Source organism: Enterococcus sp. AZ101 (assembly GCF_050499005.1).
Lineage (GTDB): Bacteria > Bacillota > Bacilli > Lactobacillales > Enterococcaceae > Enterococcus_L > Enterococcus_L ureilyticus.
In genome coordinates, this window is record NZ_JBMHEZ010000001.1 from 1,126,802 (window position 1) to 1,144,831 (window position 18,030).

Sequence of the window (18,030 nt, forward strand, 5' to 3'; positions counted from 1 at the left end):
TAAAAAGAAAAGGAGCATATGATGCATAAAAAAAAGCTGTATTTAATTCTAGTGCTACTGATTTTTATTAGTGGTTGTTCTGCAAAATTATCGAAAAAAAAGGAATCATTCGAGGGCAAAGGAATCGAGTATACCTTTCAATTACCAAGTACGTGGGAAAAATCGTTAGACTACAAAGTAACATACAGTAATGAAGCAATTTTTGGTGCAAAAGATACAAAAAGTAATTCAACCTTAGTTGTGATGGCTGAAAGAAAAGAATCGATGGATTTAACAGATTTTGGCAATCGAATTAGAAAAGAGTTGAAAAAGCAATATAATTACAAAGATGAAGCAGATATTTTTATGAAAGAATTTAACGTTGGCAAATATAAAGGCTACAAGTATACCTTAGATACAACATTCGATAAACGTGAATCTTGGTTGCATTTGTATTATATTGAAACGGCGCACGGAATGGTGCAATTGAATTATTATTCAGCAAAAGATGGCAATTATGAAAAACGAGCAGAAATCATCGATGACTCAGCTCGTTCTGTTAAAGAAAAAAAAGATAATGGTGCTGAGTCTGAAACAGAAGATGAAATTGTTTTTCAAAATGATGATTTTTCTTTAACCCTGACAGGTGTGATGAATGTGACTGGGGAGACTGGGCAGAAACTCTTAGCACTTAGATATACAGTCGTGAATAAAACAAAAGATCAAGCAATAAAAGCAGATAAATGGGATTCACTGATTCAAGCAACACAAAACGGAAAACAGTTAGTGGAAGGAAAACTAGCAAATGATAATTCGATTTTAGATATTCCCAAATTGATCGAGCAAAAAACGAAAGAAATTCCTGCTGGTAATTCACTTGAAGGTGTTTCTTTATACGAGTTGAAAGATGACAGTGATGTTTTATTGATACCGAATAAAGAGACGTTTAAAACGGCCGATGATGTCCCTATTGCGGTACTCAGTGCCAGCGAGAAAGCGGGGGAAGAATAATGAAGAAAACCGTTCTTCTGTTTGTAACAATTGTTTGTTTTCTAAGTATCAGCGGTTGTTTCGCAAAAAAACAGACAACCGAAACCGAGGTCGAACATCAACAATTATTATGGCACAATAAAAGAGAAAAGCCTTTTGGAACTTTTGATTATCCTAAAATAACGGAAAAAGAAGCGACAGATTTATTAGAAAATAAATTCAAAGTGAACAGTCCAAAACTTATGTCGCAAGTGAAAGTGTTACTGAAAGAAGAGGTTGCCACTGAAGGGATGCAAACTGGCGAACCAGAATATACAATGTATGCTACTGGCGATGAGCTGAAAATACGCGCCTACTTTCCCTTGAATGAAGGGGAAGAACTAAGAGTTTTTGCCTTAGTTGACTTAAAATATACCTATAATAAAGAGCAACAAGAAGTTCGTTTAAATGCTCAAAGCTTTTCTATGACGACCTATGGCGAAAAAGTGACTTATCCTAAAGATAATTTTGATGAGTTATTAGCTAAAAGTGCCGCAATGATTGATCTTTCAGAAGAAAAAACCAAACGTGCCATTAAAAATTTTAAAACAGATTATCAGGAAATCGATAAGCGTCCAATTGCGGCAAAAGCTGTTATTTACAGTAATGATAAAGAAGCTGTGGAGAAGAAAAAAGTGTCACAAGAATTATTAGGTGGGTTTGACAGCAATAAGGAATTAAAGGAAATTTATGCAACAATCGTTGACTATACAGAATAAACGAATCAAAACAACTCTTTCTGTACCAACCTCACGTTAACAAAATGGTAGTATGTTTGCTAGGGAAATTATAATAAGCAGTGCTTAAACCATTATAAAACAAAGAATTTTATGAATACGTAACGAAGTGCGCCTGTACAAGTAACTGATTTTGATTCGTTACTTGAACAGGCGCACTTTAGGCAGCAAACAATTTACCATTGCATTTTTGAAGGTGAGGATCCATAAATTTAAAAAAAATGAAAGATAAATTATGATATACTCATATAGTTGAAATAAAAAGGCCTCCTATTACAGAATAATCAAAAGAAATAGGCCGATAAGAAAAAGGAGTTTAACAGATGAATGTTGTTTTTTGTGATATAGACGGAACATTTCAGGATCTCGGTGGTGAAGTACCACAAATCAATTATGATGCAATTTATGCCCTACAAAGACAGGGAGATCATTTTGTTTTTATCAGTGGAAGAGGGTATGCACAGTTGTCAGAATTGATGGTTGAATTAGACAGCGAATGTGATGTTATCTTTAGTAACGGTGGTGGTCGCAAGTTGGTCGGTGAGCCTGTTGAATATAATCACTGTTTACCATTAAGTGTATGTGAGCAGGTACTAACTATTTTAGAAGCACGAAACATTTTTTATCATATTCATACAAATGAAGGAATTATTTTAAAAGATGTTGAAAACTACACAACGAATATCTTAGCGCTAAGAGAAAAGCTTGAATCTATGGGAGAAACTGGAAAACAGATCATGGATTTTAAAGAAGCCTTTTTTAAAGAACAATGTCAACATGTAGAAGATCCGCTTCATCATTTAATGGAACACCCAGAACTGAAAGTGATGAAAATTGAATTGATGGAAGCTAGTGATCAAGAACATGAAAAATTACGTGAGTTGTTACGTGGTGAATCAGTCGATGTTTTTTCTTCATTTACTCAATGTTTGGAAGTTGTGGATACAAAAAGTAGCAAAGGGAATGCAATCAAAGAATTTATGACAAATTACCCGAATGCGCGAAGTTACGGCATAGGCGATGGTGAAAATGATCTAGCCATGTTAGACGTTGTTGACGTCCCAGTGGCTGTTGGAAATGCTAAAGAAATCGTTAAACAACAATGTCAGCATGTTGTTGGAGACTGTTTAGACGGTGGTGTTGGGCAATTTATTTTTAATGAAATCATTAAGTAAAACAGTCTGTTCTATTAAATAATGACGAGTCAACTTTTTTGTAATAAAATAAAAGGGTGCAAACTAATTAGTAAATAGATTTATACTTGGGGGAGTAGTAATGAAAGAAACAAAAGAGAATATTGAACATGATTTAGAGTATTATCAATCAGGGATTAAACAGCTATATATGAAAAATTATCAAAAGTATTTTTTCATTCTGCTTGCGGTGATGCTAGTGACATCAACGGGTCTTGTTTTATCTGAATCGATTGTTCGATGGTTGTTGGTTGTATTATTTTTTATCGAGGCGGGCTTAGCCTTTTATTTACTGCGTTTTTTACGTACGGACACTTTTGAAACATATTTTCAACAGATCAAAGCACAATTACCAACAGAATTTCACAAAATAGAAGCAATCGAAATTCAGGAAGATGATCAGGCATATTACTTTCTGAACGGTCAAGAGTCGTTTGTTAAACTAAAAAAGAAAAATGCCAGAAATTTTCCATCGAAAATTAGACAATATACATTATTAGTTGGGTTTACTGATGAATTGGAATTCGATGAAAAAATGTTGGAACAGCCATTACATTTTTTTTATTATGATATTACACAAATCAAGCACTCAGATAACTATAAGAAGGAAATGCTAAAGAATACTAATTTCATAATGAAACGAAATAAAAGAAGAATCAAATCTGCAATCACAATGTTTATTGTTTTAGCGATAATAGGAATTCTCGTTTATTTTTCTGGAACACCTTGATAGCGATATCCTAATTGAGTAGCTTATAGGTAGATGGAATAGTGAGTTTGATTGATCAAGATAAAGCAAAAAAAGTGCTTGGGAGTCCCAAACACTTTTTTTGCTTTTACAAGACAAACCCAAGGGGCTATTTCACAAAGTGCTGAATGATTTTATTTAAGGTTTCTGCAGCTTGTGCGCCTGCTCGTTCATTATAATAAGTCGCGAACCGTTCGTCTTCCACATACATCTGACCTAGACCTCGATGCATTTCAGGCGAATAGCTTGGTGATGTATAATTCAGCCATTCTTTATGTTTCAAGAAAACAGCCTCCGCTTCTTGAGAGCCATAATTTTTCGTTTCCATCACGATTTTTAAAGCAATAATAAGTTCTTTTTCAGCTATTTCCATACCAATGAAATCATCTTCGCTTAAATTTAACCATTTTTGATTAGACGCTGTCACTGTATTTTCACCATACTTCTCTCGGATTTCCTTCCCATGGGTTTGTTCATTTTCTTGTAGTTTTTCTTGCTTGAAACCTACAAATTTTTCGTTGTCAGTCATGCTTATTTCTCCTTTTTGATAACGTAGTGTTTTTTCTACAGTCAGGATCAGATGATCGAGTTGTCGACGCTTATCCAATAATTGCTGATGATGAACCTGTAGTGCGTGTTTAGGATCATAGTCGGGTGCGGCCAGTATTTTTTGAATCTCTTCTAGTTTCATCTCTAACGATCGGTAAAAAAGAATCTGCTGCAGCTTATCGACTTCTTTTTTGCCGTAGATACGATAACCAGAAGAATTGATACGAGCTGGTTTTAGTAGATCGATCTCATCATAATAACGCAACGTGCGAGTGCTGATTCCAGATAGTTCAGCTATTTTTTTTATTGTGTATTCCATCTGTTTCCCTCCTGTATGAATCTAGCATAAACCTTTACTTAACGTGAAGGTCAAGTTTTTTTAAACGATACATAATTTTAGATTTACAAAGTACGCATGAAAGAGTAAAATTTTATGTAAAGTGATCAAGATAAAAAAGGAAGTGAGCAAATGAAACTAATTGAAACACCAATCAAGAAGAATTTAGATTTGGAGTATTTTTATCCTAACATCACAAAATTTGTTTTTGGGTCCAAAGCGATTAAATTTTTTAAATTGTATGCATTAGATCGAACTCAGATTGTCTATGCCGATGCATTTGATAAAATCGATATCATCATGATCAATACCAAAAAGAAAATTACTAAAAATGAAGTGGATTATGTCATCAAAAAACTGCTGAATACGAATAGAGAAGCGGTGACTGTTCATATTGGTATTAAAAATGAAATGCAGAAAAAAGGCTATACTTTTAGTGCTCCTAGAAAAGATATCATTGTCATCCAGAAGACGGTTGATCCATCATAAAAAAGACTCCCTGTAGAAAGCTTAACACACAGCGCTCTACAAGGAGTCATTTTTAATTTTCAGTAGTTGTTTTTTTCAAAGCAAGCTTCAAATTAAGTTGCTCTTTTCTTGTTATCATTGCTAGTAGGAAAAAGATGAAGGCAAAAATAATCAGAATAAGCGAATTGAATAGAAAGCTTGTACGAAAATCATTATTGAATTGGCTAGTATTTCCAATCAAAGTACAGTTCCTCATATACCAATAACTTGGGGTAAAAGAAGCTATTTTCGTTACGATATCCGGTAAAATCTCAGCAGGCACAAATATGCCACTGACAAAAGCACTCCCTAAAATAAATACGTTATTGATCCCAGAAACCATATCTGGATTGCCAATGATTCCGCCAATGAGGTTACTGAAAGAGACCGCTAAGATAAATAATAGGAGCGTATTCAAAATAAAGTAAAAGGTGTAATAATCAAAACTACTCTTTGTAACAAACAGTACGAGACTGACAAATAGTACCCAGATGATCAAACAAAATCCAAATTGTACAAGAAACTGTTGCCGTGAAAACTTTCGTTTTGAAAAAGGAGAGCAGTTGTTTCGCTGCTTGATCTCTTTTCGGTTGAAGGCTAAACTTACTAGCGTAATCGCACTAAAAATAGTCATAAACATCGTATAGGCTAGTACACCAAACACTTTACTTGAAGCCCGATTCTTTTTCAATTGATTAAAAGAAGAGTCAAAGTTGATTTTTCCAGCAGTTTTAACGTTTTTTGTAGTCAATTTTATAAGGTCTGTCTCAGATTTTTCAGGAAAGGCTTCTTGATAAAATTGATATGTTGATAGGTAATTATTAATGACTGAATCTACATAAACCTGACTGAAGTTATCTGGTTTAACTTGAATCATCAAATCTGATAATTGGCCTTGGTTGAGCGAGTGAGAGAATGTTTTTGGAATTGTCAGGACATAATCAACTTTTCCAAAAAATAAAGCGTCATCGATCGTTTCTTGCGTATCTTTTAATGAGACGACATTCATCGTTTCATTTAGGTAGTTTTCTAATTGTTTCGCTATACTACCTTGATCTTTATTGAAAATGACAACATTCATTTTAGCAAGTTCAGTTTCCTTAGAATCTGTTGAAAAAGAACTTGAATAAGCAAATGATATCCCTAAACTGATCGCCAATGCAAGAACCAGAGTACCTAAGTTCTTTTTCATAATACTAAACGTAGCTTTAAAGACTGACATATTGCACTCTCCTTTCATAAATAACACTAAGTGTGATAAAGACTGCTGTCAGTATGCTTAGGTTGAGAATATTATTGTAGAAGCTGTCGATATTTTGATAATAATAAAGCTTATATAACGCCTCACTAACAAGGTTTACTGGGTTAATAGCATTTAACCAAGGAAGATGTTGATTGACTAAAAGTTTGATATCTGGAGACATCATACCAGCTAAAAAGCTACAGGTCATTTGAAAAGTTACTGCAAGTGAAATTTTTTGATTGAGTGGCACTTTTAAAAGATTACCTAACAAAACACCTAATGAGATGGCGGTAACAGCTGTTAGCGAACAAGTCAGTAAAATCAAAAGCCAGCGGTCACCAAAATCTACTCCGTAAACGAAATGACTGAATCCTAGGATAAAAAACAATTCAGTGACAAATATGGTAAAGGAAGAAGCTAAGTTAGTTAGGACAATAAACAGTTTGTTTTTTGGAGTCATACTAATGCGAATGCCATTAGCAGATTGGTTAGCTTGCTCATCATTGGCGGTAACGATCCCCCAGAACATACCGAACATACAACTCATGCCAATCAAGGTAAAGAAGAAGAAGCTTTTTTGGCTTCCTTTTGAAGCTGTTGCATTTTTTACTGAAATATAATTATTGGTTTGACCTATTTTTTCTGTAATTGATGAAGCTAAGAGCGCAGGGTTTTCTTTTTCTAAGGTTCTCAATATTGATTTACTTTGAATAAATTGATTCATAAATGAGTTCAAAACATTTTGTTGAATTGATTGTTTATTGATTGTCAGCGAGAGATTTTCAGCTGACAAAGTATAGTAACCAGCTATTTTTTCATCAAGTAAGTGCTGAGCAGCTGTTTCTTTTGATAATACGACTGACGCAAACATTTTTTGATCATTCGATTTGATTTCTTCGACTGTTTTGATAAAAAATTCCGTATTTTGAGAATCGTTATTATCACTAATGACAATTCCAACAGGGATTTTTTTCACTGTATTCAATGTATCTAAGTTACTAAATGCCGCAGTAAAAAAAAGGCCTAAGAGTAGCGGGAAGATGAGTGACCAAAATAGTAGCACTTTATTTTTTGCTTGAATCTTTAAACGATAATGATATAAATGCCAAAACATAGGAGGGCTCCTTTCTAATCTCTTAATTCTCTGCCAGTTATTTCTAAAAAGACGTCATTAAGGGTTGGTTGTTGGGTATAAAAGTTACCAAATGAAATTTGATTTTCTTCTAGTAAGTGCAGTACTTGAGCAAACACTGCTTTATTTTCTTCTGTATTCAAGGTTGCAAAAACGTTGTCATACGTAATCTCGATAATACCTGGAAGCTGTAATAATTTTTCTTTTACCGCTGTAGGAAAATCAGGGATTTCGATCACAATTTTTTCGTTGACCTTGATCATACTTTTTAACTGTTCTTTAGTGCCTTCTGCTATCACTTGTCCTTTTTCGACGATTACGATGTTATTGCATAATTGTTCGACTTCTTCCATATAGTGGGTTGTATAGACGATTGTGGCACCCTGACGGTTCAGTTCTTTGATACTGTCTAAAATTTTATTTCGGCTTTGAGGATCGACTGCTACTGTGGGTTCATCCAAAAAAATAAGTTCAGGTTTATGCACGATGCCACAGGCAATATTCAGCCTGCGTTTTAAGCCACCACTTAATTTTGAAGGGAGAAAGGTGATAAAATCTTCCAGACCAACTAGTGCAATAACTTCTGTAATATACTGTTTTCTAGTTTTTTTATCGGTAATATATAGTCCACAATAATAATCGATATTCTCAATTACAGTCAACTCGTCAAAAACAGCCACTTCTTGTGGGACGATGCCGATTCTTTTTTTGATATCGTATCGAGTTGGAGACATCTTTTCTCCAAAGAGTTTGATGTCACCTTTGTCGTAAGATAGCAATGAAAGTATACAGTTGATTGCGGTTGATTTCCCGCAACCATTAGGACCAAGCAGGCCTAATATATCTCCTTGCTTTACTTTTAGGTTAAAGTGATTTAGGGCGGTTAATTTTCCATACCTTTTTACAAGATCATTTATTTCGATTATCATATGAAATTCTCCTTTTTTTCTTTATAATAGAACTATAACCTATACTATATAAAGATATAAGTGAATATTTTCCTATATCGATGTGACATTTGTCATACAATAAACGAATTTGGAGAGAATGATGGATAAATTTAAAATGCGCAATATAGTGGATAAAGTTTTTTTGTTAGGTTTATGTACAATCATCCTGATCAATCAAACGTATCAAACTGAAATGGTCCTTTTTATTTTAGTCACGATGATGCTAGATATTTTTCTTTGGGTCATTAAAAAACCAAAATTTTCTTTTTTCGGTCTTTTGACCTTGATGATTAGTGCAGCTTGGTGGTTAGAATATGCGTATTTTATTCCGATTCTTTTTTATGATGGAATGTTGGAAGAGGGAAAAAAAGTATCTCTTTTAAATAGTGGCTTGATTGTAGCTTTTCTGCTATATAGCAATGAGTACTCAAGTAGTTTAAAGATGTATCTTTTACTTTTATGCGGGCTAGCTGGATATTTGGCTGTTCTTACTACGAAAGAGTATACGCTACGAAATAATTATATTTTATTAGAAGAAGAGAACTACGAAAATAATTTTTCATTTGAAGCACAAAATTCTGACTTGATCAAACAACAAGAAATAAAGATTGATTTGGAGCTTTCAAATGAACGAAATAGAATTGCTCGAGATATCCATGATAATGTAGGGCACTTACTTTCAAGCGCATTATTGCAGACAGGAGCGCTTAAAGCAATCAACCAAGAAGACAAGCTAAAACAACCATTAGATCAGCTTCAAAAAACAATCACTGAAGGAATGAATAGTATTCGAGAAAGTGTTCATGATTTACATGATGAGTCACTGAGCTTGGCATTAGCATGTCAAAATATAGTGCAAAACTTTACTTTTTGCGAGGTACAATTAATTGGGGCCTTCTCTGAACGTATCAGCAAAGAATATAAATTGGCCTGTTTAATGCTAATCAAAGAATCACTGGCTAATGTAATGAAACATAGTAATGCGGACAAAGTAGTCATTGAATTTCAAGATCATCCAGGTTTTTATAAATTAACAATAGAGGATAATGGCACTCAGAATCAAAGTAAAAATCCAAATGAAATAGGGATCGGTTTGATTGGTATGCAAGAAAGAATTAAAAAATTAGGAGGAAGATTAAGCTATCGTCGAAAAGAAATTGGCTTTTCAGTACTAGCGGTCTTGCCAAAATAAGGGGTTTAAGAAATGATTCGATTATTGATTGTAGATGATGATTTATTAGTGACCACTTCACTCAAAACAATTGTTGAAGCGAGTGGTGAAATTAGTGTAATAGGGATAGGAAACAATGCGACACAAGCGGTTGAATTGTATGAAACACTGCATCCAGATATTTTATTGATGGATATTCGGATGGGTGAGTCAACTGGAATAGAGGCTGCTACAGAGATATTAGCAAAAGAAGAACAAGCTTCTATTTTACTGTTAACGACGTTTTCAGACGATGAATATATCGTCGAAGCTCTTAGAATCGGTGTGAAAGGATATTTGTTAAAACAGGACTTAGAAGCTATTGTGCCATCAATCAAAGCAGTTAAAAATGGCCAATCCGTTTTTGGGCATACAATCATGGATCGATTGCCACAATTATTAAAAACTGAAAAAAATGGTTGTTTAGAAGAACTTAAATTGAATGAAAAAGATTTATCGATCCTCTCGTTAATTGCAGAAGGATTGAACAATAAAGAAATCGCTGAAAAAATACATTTAAGTGAGGGAACTATCAGAAATTATATCAGTAGTTTATTAGAAAAGTTAGCATTAAGAGATCGAACCCAGCTAGCTGTTTTCTACTATAAAAATATCTATGTGAAATAAACTTAATCGCTATAGTTGATGATACGGAAATTGAAAAGCAGTAGGATTTCTCTTCTATCTTTGATAAAATAAAAAGAGCAATGAAAGGGAGCGTATGTGTTGAAAGAATTGATTTATAAATATAAGGAAGTGATTTCTTATATAGCGTTTGGCGTGGCAACGACAATTGTTAACTTTGTGGTGTTTTTTATTTGTAAAGACATGTTAGGAATCGATTATAAAATCAGTAATGCAATCAGTTGGTTTTTATCTGTATTATTCGCCTTTTTTACAAACAAGTATTTTGTCTTTGGCAGTAAGCATGATGATCTAGGTTCTTTTGTTAGGGAAATACTGCTTTTTTACTGGTATCGTATTTTGTCTTTTGTTATCGATATGGCATTGATGATTTTAATGATAGAAGTTTTAAATATTTCGGATTTTTGGTCAAAAATGGCGACTCAAGTGGCAGTAGTCGTGTTGAATTACTTTTTCAGCAAGTTTTTTATTTTTAATAAGAAAACATCTTAAAAGTAGTTTTTAGTTAAAAAAATAGTTTTTTGGTATAATAGAAATTAAAATTCTAGAAAAATAAAAGGTGGTACACTGAGATGACAAAAGTTTACGATGATGACGGATTAACATTACATACGGATTTATATCAAATTAACATGATGCAAACCTACTGGCAATTAGGTAGAGCGGATTTGCATTCAGTCTTTGAATGTTATTTTCGTGAGATGCCGTTTAATCATGGCTATGCCATTTTTGCTGGTTTAGAACGATTAGTGGACTATTTAGAGAATCTAACTTTTACGGAGACAGATATTGCTTATCTTAGAGAGGTTGAAGCGTACCCTGAGGACTTTTTAACCTATCTCAAAGAATTTGAATTTAAATGCACGGTTCGCTCTGCATTAGAAGGGGATTTAGTCTTTAATAATGAACCATTGATTCAAGTAGAGGGTCCTTTAGCACAATGTCAGTTGATTGAAACTGCTTTACTGAATATGGTCAATTTTCAAACGCTGATTGCAACAAAAGCCGCTCGTATCAAATCAGTAATTGGAGAAGATCCGTTGATGGAATTTGGTACGCGTCGTGCACAAGAATTAGATGCAGCTGTTTGGGGGACTCGTGCGGCTTATATTGGTGGAGCAGACGCTACCAGTAATGTACGTGCAGGAAAGGTTTTTGGTATCCCAGTGAGCGGCACACATGCTCATTCATTAGTGCAGTCATATGGCAATGATTACGATGCCTTTACAGCTTATGCTAAAACGCATAAAGAATGCGTCTTTTTAGTGGATACCTATGATACCTTGAAATCAGGGGTACCGAGTGCTATTCGTGTCGCGAATGAAATGGGAGATAAGATCAACTTTCTTGGTGTTCGTCTTGATAGTGGTGATATGGCCTATATTTCAAAAAGAGTTCGTGAACAACTAGATGAAGCAGGATATACAGAGGCAAAAATCTACGCCTCAAATGATCTAGACGAAAATACGATATTAAGTTTAAAAATGCAAAAAGCTAAAATTGATGTTTGGGGCGTTGGTACAAAATTGATTACAGCCTATGATCAACCAGCATTGGGTGCGGTATTTAAACTTGTTTCGATTGAAGACGAAAATGGACAAATGGAAGATACGATCAAACTTTCTAGCAATGCTGAAAAAGTCACAACACCTGGCAAAAAACAGGTGTGGCGCATCACACGTAAATCAGATAAAAAATCTGAAGGGGATTATGTAACTTTATGGGATGAAGATCCTCGTGAGCAAGAGGAAATCTATATGTTCCATCCAGTGCATACCTTCATCAATAAAACCGTTAGAGATTTCGAAGCAAGAGCAGTTTTACAAGATATTTTTGTTGCTGGTAAACGTGTCTACGAAATGCCTACTCTGGAAGAAATCAAAAGTTACGCAAAAGAAAATCTTGATTCACTTTGGGAAGAATACAAACGGGACCTAAATCCTCAAAAATATCCAGTAGATTTATCAACTGAGTGCTGGAACCATAAAATGCGTTTACTGGAAAAAGTTCGAGTAGATGTAAAAGCGTTAAGTCAAGGTAAATAATAGGAGGGATTTTTATGGCGTCATTGCAAAAGGCAATTATTGAAGAATTAGGTGTAAAGCCACAAATAGATCCGCAAGAAGAGATTCGAAAAAGCATTGAATTCATGAAAAGTTATTTATATAAATACCCTTTTTTAAAGACCTTTGTACTAGGAATCAGTGGAGGGCAAGATTCTACCTTAGCTGGACGATTAGCTCAATTAACAATGGAAGAAATGCGAAGAGAAACACAAGATGAAGCCTATCAATTTGTAGCTGTTCGTTTACCTTATGGTGAGCAGGCAGATGAAGCGGATGCTAAAAAAGCGTTAGAGTTTATTCAACCAGATAATTCTTTGCGAGTAAATATCAAACCAGCGATTGATGCTTGTGTTAGTTCCTTGGAAGAATCAGAGGTTTCAATCACAGATTTTAATAAAGGGAATATGAAAGCTCGCCAAAGAATGATCGTTCAATATGCAATTGCTGGAGAAAAATCCGGTGCTGTAATCGGAACGGATCATGCAGCAGAAAATATTACTGGTTTTTACACAAAATATGGGGACGGCGGAGCGGATATTTTACCACTATTCCGCTTAAATAAACGTCAAGGGAAAGCGTTGCTGAAAGAATTAGGTTCACCAGCTGAACTGTATACTAAGATACCGACTGCTGACTTAGAAGATGACAAACCTTTAGTGGCTGATGAAGTAGCCCTTGGTGTGACGTATGATGATATTGATGACTATGTTGAAGGAAAAACGGTGTCGGATAAAGCGCGAGAAACGATAGAAGGTTGGTATAAAAAAACTCAGCATAAGCGTCATATGCCGATTTCGATTTTTGATACTTTTTGGAAGTAAGCTCTTAAGCTAGCAGGCGAATGAATAGATAATTCTAGGTGCGGACCCTAAGTGACCATGAAAACATTGGGAGATCCGCACCAAAATAATAGAGAAAAAAGGGATGATTAGCAAATTTTTCATTGAAATGCATGCAGTCAGACATTTATACTTGACCGCACGATGTCTCACTCCAATAAGGAGTGAGTGGATCGAACTATTTTTCACTATACTGTAATCTGTAGCATGGACATTGCTCGAACACAGACAAGCAAAAAATGATAAAAAGGAAAGACTAGAATTTTAGCCTTTCTTTTTTTATATTCCATTACTAATCAAAGCACCTTCATTTTGTTCAAATGGTTAAAAAAAGTGTAAACTTAAATCAGGTGCCAGAAAAATACGCTAAAATACTCTACAATTGAAGTAATATTAGCAAGAAAAAGGTGAACGAAAGTATGAGAAAATTGTTAAAACGAAAAAGAGATATTGATAGCGAGGAGTTTCTTTCATCTGAAATAAAGCCACAATCACTAAATAATAATGATATTCGGATTCCACCAACTATAAAAGGACTATCTAATCAAGAAGTGCAACAGCTGTATGCTGAAGGAAAATACAATAAGGAAGGGGAAGATCTTTCTAGAACTACAAAACAGATTATTTTAGATAATTCTTTAACACTGTTTAATTTCATCAACTTGTTTTTAGCGGCAGCTGTTTTTGCTGTAGGTTATCCTAAAAATGCTTTATTCTTCTGGATCATTATCATCAATACAGCAATTGGTGTGATTCAAGAAATTCATGCAAAGAAAACAATCGATAAATTATCGATCGTCAATAAAAATGAAGTAATGGCAGTCAGAGAAAATCAAGTGACAAAAATTTTTCAAGATGAAATTGTTTTAGGCGATGTTTTAGTTCTAACTTTAGGAAATCAAGTTCCTTCTGATGGTATTGTGCTCCAAGCGGAAGGGATGGAGGTTGATGAATCTCTTTTAACGGGTGAGTCTGATAAAATCACAAAGCAAAATGGTGACAAAATCATGAGTGGTAGTTTTATTACCTCAGGTTTAGGTTTTGTTCAAATCACAGCTGTTGGGGAAGATAACTTTGTCTCTAAGTTATCGAAAGAAGCAAAAACTGAAAAGCCATCAACTTCTGAATTGATGAATTCTCTTAATTTGTTGATTAAAGGACTGACTTTTGCAATTGTCCCAATTGGTTTGCTATTATTTTGGTCCCAATATCAATCAACGCAGTCCTTTCCGAAAACTGTTTTAGGTGTTTCAGGGGCCTTGATCAGTATGATTCCAGAAGGCTTGATGCTGTTGACCAGTGTAGCCTTTGCTGTAGGTGCTGCGAATTTAGCCAGAAAACAAACGTTGATTCAGCGTTTATCTTGTATTGAAACACTTGCTCGTGTCGACACAATTTGTTTAGATAAGACTGGAACTATTACAGATGGTAGTTTAACGTTTAAAGAATTGATTCCTCAAGCAGGTTTTCCAGCTAGTGAAATCGAGCGGGCGATGAGTGAAATGATGGCAGGCCTATCTGATCAAAATGCAACAGCTAAAGTTTTAAGAACTCGATTTCCATTAACGCAATCTAATTGGAAAGTCAAAGAAGTGATTCCATTTTCTTCTGATCGGAAATGGAGTGGTGTCACGTTTGAGGAAAAAGGTTCATTTGTAATGGGCGCACCAGAATTCATCTATTCTGATGTTCCGCAAGACTTAAAAGAGAAGTTGGCTCCTTATAACGAACAAGGAGACCGCGTCTTAATTTTAGTTCATTTTTCTGACGAATTAACGAGTCCTGTGTTGCCAACAAAAAAAGAGACGGTTGCGATCTTCATTATTGCCGATACGATTCGTGAAAATGCTGTGGACACATTTTCGTATTTTGCAAAGCAAGATGTCACTTTAAAAGTTATTTCGGGTGATAACCCTATTACGGTATCACAAATAGCTAAACAAGCGGGAATCGCTGGGGCAGAAAATTTTGTCGATATGAGCAAAATTTCAGAAGACGCTGATTTCAAAGAATTAGTTGAAAAAACAACCGTCTTTGGTCGAGTGACTCCTTATCAAAAAAGAGAATTGATTCAAGCTTTAAAACAAAATGGCCATACAACTTGTATGACAGGAGACGGAGTTAATGATATTCTTTCACTACGAGAAGCGGATGTAAGTGTCGCAATGGCTAGCGGAAGCGATGCGGCTCGAGCGGTATCCGATGTTGTGCTGCTTAATTCTGACTTTAGTTCGATGATCCAAGTTTTGAATGAAGGTCGAAGAGTGATCAATAATATTGAACGGGTGGCGTCGATGTACATGGTAAAAACAATTTACTCAGCTATATTGGCGGTCACATTCATCTTTTTATTTTTGCCTTATCCATTTGCGCCACTACAATTAACGCCGATCAATACACTAACAGTTGGTATTCCTTCCTTTATTTTGGCATTAGAGCCTAATTATCAACGAATAAAAGGTCATTTTTTAACAAATATCTTGCGTATTTCAGTGCCAGGAGCTTTGACGGTGGTCTTCAATATTTTAGTGTTACAATTGGCAGGTATTTTGTTTGAACTATCACATCAAGAGGTGTCGACAATGTGCGTGCTGCTTACAGGTTGTGTAGGATTCCAAGTATTACTGAGAGCTGCTAGACCATTAGATTTGAAAAAGCAATTAATGATCGGTATGCTTTTAATCGCTTTTATTGCTTGTTTCTTATTCTTCGGAGACTTCTTTATGCTGACACCTTTATTTACAAGAAATGTTTTCTTCTACTTGCCATTGATTCTGGGAAGTCGCTCGATCTTTAACTATATCTCTTTGTTTATGACAAGAGCGATCTATGAAGTTGAAAAAAGAAAAGAGCATAGAAAAAACAAAAAAACTAAACGAGTGATTTAATACGATAAAAGCCAGGACGAATTAATGTCCTGGCTTTTTTAATAAATATTTCTAATAAAGAATGACAATCATTTTCATTTAAGCCCTTTGACTTTGTTATTTCTTTCGCAAAGCGTAGTCTTAAGTTAGAAAAGGAAAGCCTTAAAGGGGTAGATAAAAATGAAACATTTGACAAAACTGATCATTACTATAATGACTGGCGTTTTCGCATTGCTATTTGAATTTGTGTTGGAACAATCGACATGGGCATTTGCCCTGATTGCTGTGACTGGATCTATAATGGCACTGTCAATGCTGATTGAAATGGTAAAAACGTTGAAATCCGGCAGATATGGTGTAGATATTTTAGCGATCACAGCAATCATCGCCACATTAGCTGTTAAAGAATATTGGGCGAGTTTGATGATATTGGTGATGTTGACTGGAGGCGATTCGCTAGAAGATTATGCCGCTAAACGTGCTAACAAAGAATTAAAATCTTTACTCGATCACTCACCACAAAAGGCACATCAGTTGGTTAATGGTTCGCTAGTAGATATTTTGGCTGAAAAAGTTCAAGTTGACGATGAGCTTATTGTAAAACCAGGAGAAATAGTTCCTGTTGACGGTTATGTCATGAATGGCATCTCGACGGTTGATGAATCTTCTTTGACAGGAGAATCTCGTCCTGTAAATAAAAAAGTAGGCGATTCTGTACTATCTGGTTCAATCAATGGTGATAGCTCATTGACCATGAAAGCCAAAAAGACTGCAGCAGATAGTCAGTATCAAACCATTGTGAAACTTGTCAAAGAATCAGAGGAAAATCCCGCTCGTTTTGTGCGGATGGCTGACCGTTATGCAGTGCCATTCACAATTACAGCTTATGTAATTGCTGGAGTTGCTTGGTTTATTTCAAAGGATCCAACCAGATTCGCAGAAGTTTTAGTTGTAGCTTCACCATGTCCATTGATTTTAGCAGCTCCGATTGCGTTAGTTGCTGGCATGAATCGTTCAAGTAGAAATGGAATCATTGTGAAAACAGGGACTACTATTGAGCAGATGTCCGAAACAAAATCTGTTGCCTTTGATAAGACTGGAACGATCACGAAAGGGACAGTATCAGTCGATAAAATCGTTTCTGAAAGTGGAATTACGGCGGAGGAACTCTTGTTGTTAGCAGCAAGTGCAGAACAAGAATCAAGTCACATATTAGCACGTTCTTTGCTATCGGCCATATCCTCTAAAACAAAATTGAAACGAGTTTCTGCTTTAGATGAGATAACAGGCATGGGAATTAAAGCGGTGATTGCAGGAAATGTAATTCGTGTTGGCAAAGCAACCTATGTTACAGCGCAAAAAATTGAAAAAGAAACTGACCAAACAGCTATTTATGTCTCAGAAAATGACCAATATCTAGGCTACATCACCTTTACCGACCGGATTCGTCCAGAAGCCAAAGCAACCATGATTCAGTTGAAAAAACTTCATATTGATCATTTGCTGATGATAACAGGCGATCAGAAATCAATTGCTGTTGCTATCGCAAAAAAAATTGGCATTAGCGAAGTTCATGCGGAATGTTTACCGCAAGATAAAATTGCTGTATTGAAACAATTACCTCACTCTCAACATCCAGTGATCATGGTAGGCGACGGTGTCAATGATGCACCATCTTTGGCGATTGCTGATGTAGGAATCGCCATGGGCGCACATGGTGCGACAGCGGCCAGTGAAACGGCGGATGTGGTAATCTTAAAAGATGATTTGGAAAAAGTCAGTAAAGCTGTGGAAATTTCTAAAGATACGATGAAGATCGCCAAGCAATCTGTGTTGATTGGTATTATGATTTGTACGGTCTTGATGTTAATCGCAAGTACAGGAATCATCCCAGCGTTATTAGGTGCCGTTTTACAAGAGGTAGTGGATACTGTTTCAATTTTATCTTCTTTACGCGCTAAAAATGATTGAAGTTTTTTTAAGAGAACAGATAGTTGCA

The 18,030-nt window shown here is 35.3% G+C and carries 16 protein-coding genes; 12 read left to right on the plus strand and 4 right to left on the minus strand.

Going from position 1 to position 18,030, the window contains the following annotated elements:
- The first annotated feature begins 21 nt into the window (after nt 1–21).
- The 4 genes from IGJ50_RS05230 (at nt 22) to IGJ50_RS05245 (ending at nt 3,668) form a co-directional block, all read left to right on the plus strand.
- Complete coding sequence (locus IGJ50_RS05230) at nt 22–990, plus strand: DUF5067 domain-containing protein (protein ID WP_207121237.1); 969 nt, start codon at nt 22–24, stop codon at nt 988–990.
- On the plus strand, nt 990–1,727 hold the full coding sequence (locus IGJ50_RS05235; RefSeq protein WP_069639797.1) for a hypothetical protein: 738 nt from the start codon (nt 990–992) through the stop codon (nt 1,725–1,727). The genes IGJ50_RS05230 and IGJ50_RS05235 overlap by 1 nt, the downstream gene beginning before the upstream one ends.
- A gap of 341 nt (nt 1,728–2,068) precedes the next feature.
- Complete coding sequence (locus IGJ50_RS05240; RefSeq protein WP_207121236.1) at nt 2,069–2,920, plus strand: HAD family hydrolase; 852 nt, start codon at nt 2,069–2,071, stop codon at nt 2,918–2,920.
- A 100-nt stretch (nt 2,921–3,020) separates the two neighbouring features.
- Nucleotides 3,021–3,668, plus strand: a complete 648-nt coding sequence (locus IGJ50_RS05245; RefSeq protein ID WP_207121235.1) for a hypothetical protein — start codon at nt 3,021–3,023, stop codon at nt 3,666–3,668.
- A gap of 127 nt (nt 3,669–3,795) precedes the next feature.
- Here the strand turns inward: IGJ50_RS05245 and IGJ50_RS05250 are convergent, their stop codons facing one another.
- Nucleotides 3,796–4,554 (minus strand): MerR family transcriptional regulator, encoded by a 759-nt coding sequence (locus tag IGJ50_RS05250; protein WP_429949218.1) that lies wholly within the window; start codon nt 4,552–4,554, stop codon nt 3,796–3,798.
- Nucleotides 4,555–4,704: 150 nt separating this feature from the next.
- Between IGJ50_RS05250 and IGJ50_RS05255 the strand changes: the two genes are divergently transcribed.
- Nucleotides 4,705–5,061: a DUF1827 family protein gene (locus IGJ50_RS05255; RefSeq protein WP_429949220.1), complete on the plus strand. Its 357-nt coding sequence runs from the start codon at nt 4,705–4,707 to the stop codon at nt 5,059–5,061.
- 52 nt (nt 5,062–5,113) lie between these two features.
- Here IGJ50_RS05255 and IGJ50_RS05260 read toward each other — a convergent pair whose 3' ends face one another.
- From IGJ50_RS05260 to IGJ50_RS05270, 3 genes are read right to left on the minus strand one after another with little or no spacing between them, the layout of a single operon-like run.
- The gene (locus IGJ50_RS05260) at nt 5,114–6,301 is read right to left on the minus strand and encodes an ABC transporter permease (protein WP_429949221.1); all 1,188 of its coding nucleotides are present in this window, start codon (nt 6,299–6,301) and stop codon (nt 5,114–5,116) included.
- A complete protein-coding gene (locus tag IGJ50_RS05265; RefSeq protein ID WP_429949223.1) occupies nt 6,288–7,436 on the minus strand; it encodes an ABC transporter permease in 1,149 nt (382 codons plus the stop codon). The genes IGJ50_RS05260 and IGJ50_RS05265 overlap by 14 nt, the downstream gene beginning before the upstream one ends.
- A 14-nt stretch (nt 7,437–7,450) precedes the next feature.
- Nucleotides 7,451–8,383: an ABC transporter ATP-binding protein gene (locus IGJ50_RS05270; protein ID WP_069639803.1), complete on the minus strand. Its 933-nt coding sequence runs from the start codon at nt 8,381–8,383 to the stop codon at nt 7,451–7,453.
- Between the two features lie 121 nt (nt 8,384–8,504).
- On the opposite strand from IGJ50_RS05270, the gene IGJ50_RS05275 reads away from it, so the two are divergent.
- The 7 genes from IGJ50_RS05275 (at nt 8,505) to IGJ50_RS05305 (ending at nt 18,002) form a co-directional block, all read left to right on the plus strand.
- Entirely contained in the window at nt 8,505–9,596 is a 1,092-nt protein-coding gene (locus tag IGJ50_RS05275; protein WP_207121231.1) for a sensor histidine kinase, read from the plus strand.
- 12 nt (nt 9,597–9,608) lie between these two features.
- Nucleotides 9,609–10,241, plus strand: a complete 633-nt coding sequence (locus IGJ50_RS05280; RefSeq protein WP_204638579.1) for a response regulator — start codon at nt 9,609–9,611, stop codon at nt 10,239–10,241.
- Nucleotides 10,242–10,340: 99 nt separating this feature from the next.
- Entirely contained in the window at nt 10,341–10,751 is a 411-nt protein-coding gene (locus tag IGJ50_RS05285) for a GtrA family protein (RefSeq protein WP_069639805.1), read from the plus strand.
- Between the two features lie 80 nt (nt 10,752–10,831).
- Entirely contained in the window at nt 10,832–12,304 is a 1,473-nt protein-coding gene (locus IGJ50_RS05290) for a nicotinate phosphoribosyltransferase (protein WP_069639806.1), read from the plus strand.
- Nucleotides 12,305–12,318: 14 nt separating this feature from the next.
- Nucleotides 12,319–13,146 carry an ammonia-dependent NAD(+) synthetase gene (nadE, locus tag IGJ50_RS05295; protein ID WP_069639807.1) on the plus strand — a complete coding sequence of 276 codons (828 nt, stop codon included), beginning with the start codon at nt 12,319–12,321 and terminating at the stop codon, nt 13,144–13,146.
- Nucleotides 13,147–13,583: 437 nt separating this feature from the next.
- Nucleotides 13,584–16,052: an HAD-IC family P-type ATPase gene (locus tag IGJ50_RS05300; protein ID WP_429949226.1), complete on the plus strand. Its 2,469-nt coding sequence runs from the start codon at nt 13,584–13,586 to the stop codon at nt 16,050–16,052.
- Between the two features lie 159 nt (nt 16,053–16,211).
- Nucleotides 16,212–18,002 carry a heavy metal translocating P-type ATPase gene (locus tag IGJ50_RS05305; protein ID WP_429949228.1) on the plus strand — a complete coding sequence of 597 codons (1,791 nt, stop codon included), beginning with the start codon at nt 16,212–16,214 and terminating at the stop codon, nt 18,000–18,002.
- Nucleotides 18,003–18,030: the final 28 nt, after the last annotated feature.

What these genes read in the sequence shown, in the direction of transcription:
- IGJ50_RS05230 (WP_207121237.1), top strand. Translation starts at nt 22, where the DNA reads ATGCATAAAAAAAAGCTGTATTTAATTCTAGTGCTACTGATTTTTATT.
- IGJ50_RS05235 (WP_069639797.1), top strand. Translation starts at nt 990, where the DNA reads ATGAAGAAAACCGTTCTTCTGTTTGTAACAATTGTTTGTTTTCTAAGT.
- IGJ50_RS05240 (WP_207121236.1), top strand. Translation starts at nt 2,069, where the DNA reads ATGAATGTTGTTTTTTGTGATATAGACGGAACATTTCAGGATCTCGGT.
- IGJ50_RS05245 (WP_207121235.1), top strand. Translation starts at nt 3,021, where the DNA reads ATGAAAGAAACAAAAGAGAATATTGAACATGATTTAGAGTATTATCAA.
- IGJ50_RS05250 (WP_429949218.1), bottom strand. Translation starts at nt 4,554, where the DNA reads ATGGAATACACAATAAAAAAAATAGCTGAACTATCTGGAATCAGCACT.
- IGJ50_RS05255 (WP_429949220.1), top strand. Translation starts at nt 4,705, where the DNA reads ATGAAACTAATTGAAACACCAATCAAGAAGAATTTAGATTTGGAGTAT.
- IGJ50_RS05260 (WP_429949221.1), bottom strand. Translation starts at nt 6,301, where the DNA reads ATGTCAGTCTTTAAAGCTACGTTTAGTATTATGAAAAAGAACTTAGGT.
- IGJ50_RS05265 (WP_429949223.1), bottom strand. Translation starts at nt 7,436, where the DNA reads ATGTTTTGGCATTTATATCATTATCGTTTAAAGATTCAAGCAAAAAAT.
- IGJ50_RS05270 (WP_069639803.1), bottom strand. Translation starts at nt 8,383, where the DNA reads ATGATAATCGAAATAAATGATCTTGTAAAAAGGTATGGAAAATTAACC.
- IGJ50_RS05275 (WP_207121231.1), top strand. Translation starts at nt 8,505, where the DNA reads ATGGATAAATTTAAAATGCGCAATATAGTGGATAAAGTTTTTTTGTTA.
- IGJ50_RS05280 (WP_204638579.1), top strand. Translation starts at nt 9,609, where the DNA reads ATGATTCGATTATTGATTGTAGATGATGATTTATTAGTGACCACTTCA.
- IGJ50_RS05290 (WP_069639806.1), top strand. Translation starts at nt 10,832, where the DNA reads ATGACAAAAGTTTACGATGATGACGGATTAACATTACATACGGATTTA.
- nadE (WP_069639807.1), top strand. Translation starts at nt 12,319, where the DNA reads ATGGCGTCATTGCAAAAGGCAATTATTGAAGAATTAGGTGTAAAGCCA.
- IGJ50_RS05300 (WP_429949226.1), top strand. Translation starts at nt 13,584, where the DNA reads ATGAGAAAATTGTTAAAACGAAAAAGAGATATTGATAGCGAGGAGTTT.
- IGJ50_RS05305 (WP_429949228.1), top strand. Translation starts at nt 16,212, where the DNA reads ATGAAACATTTGACAAAACTGATCATTACTATAATGACTGGCGTTTTC.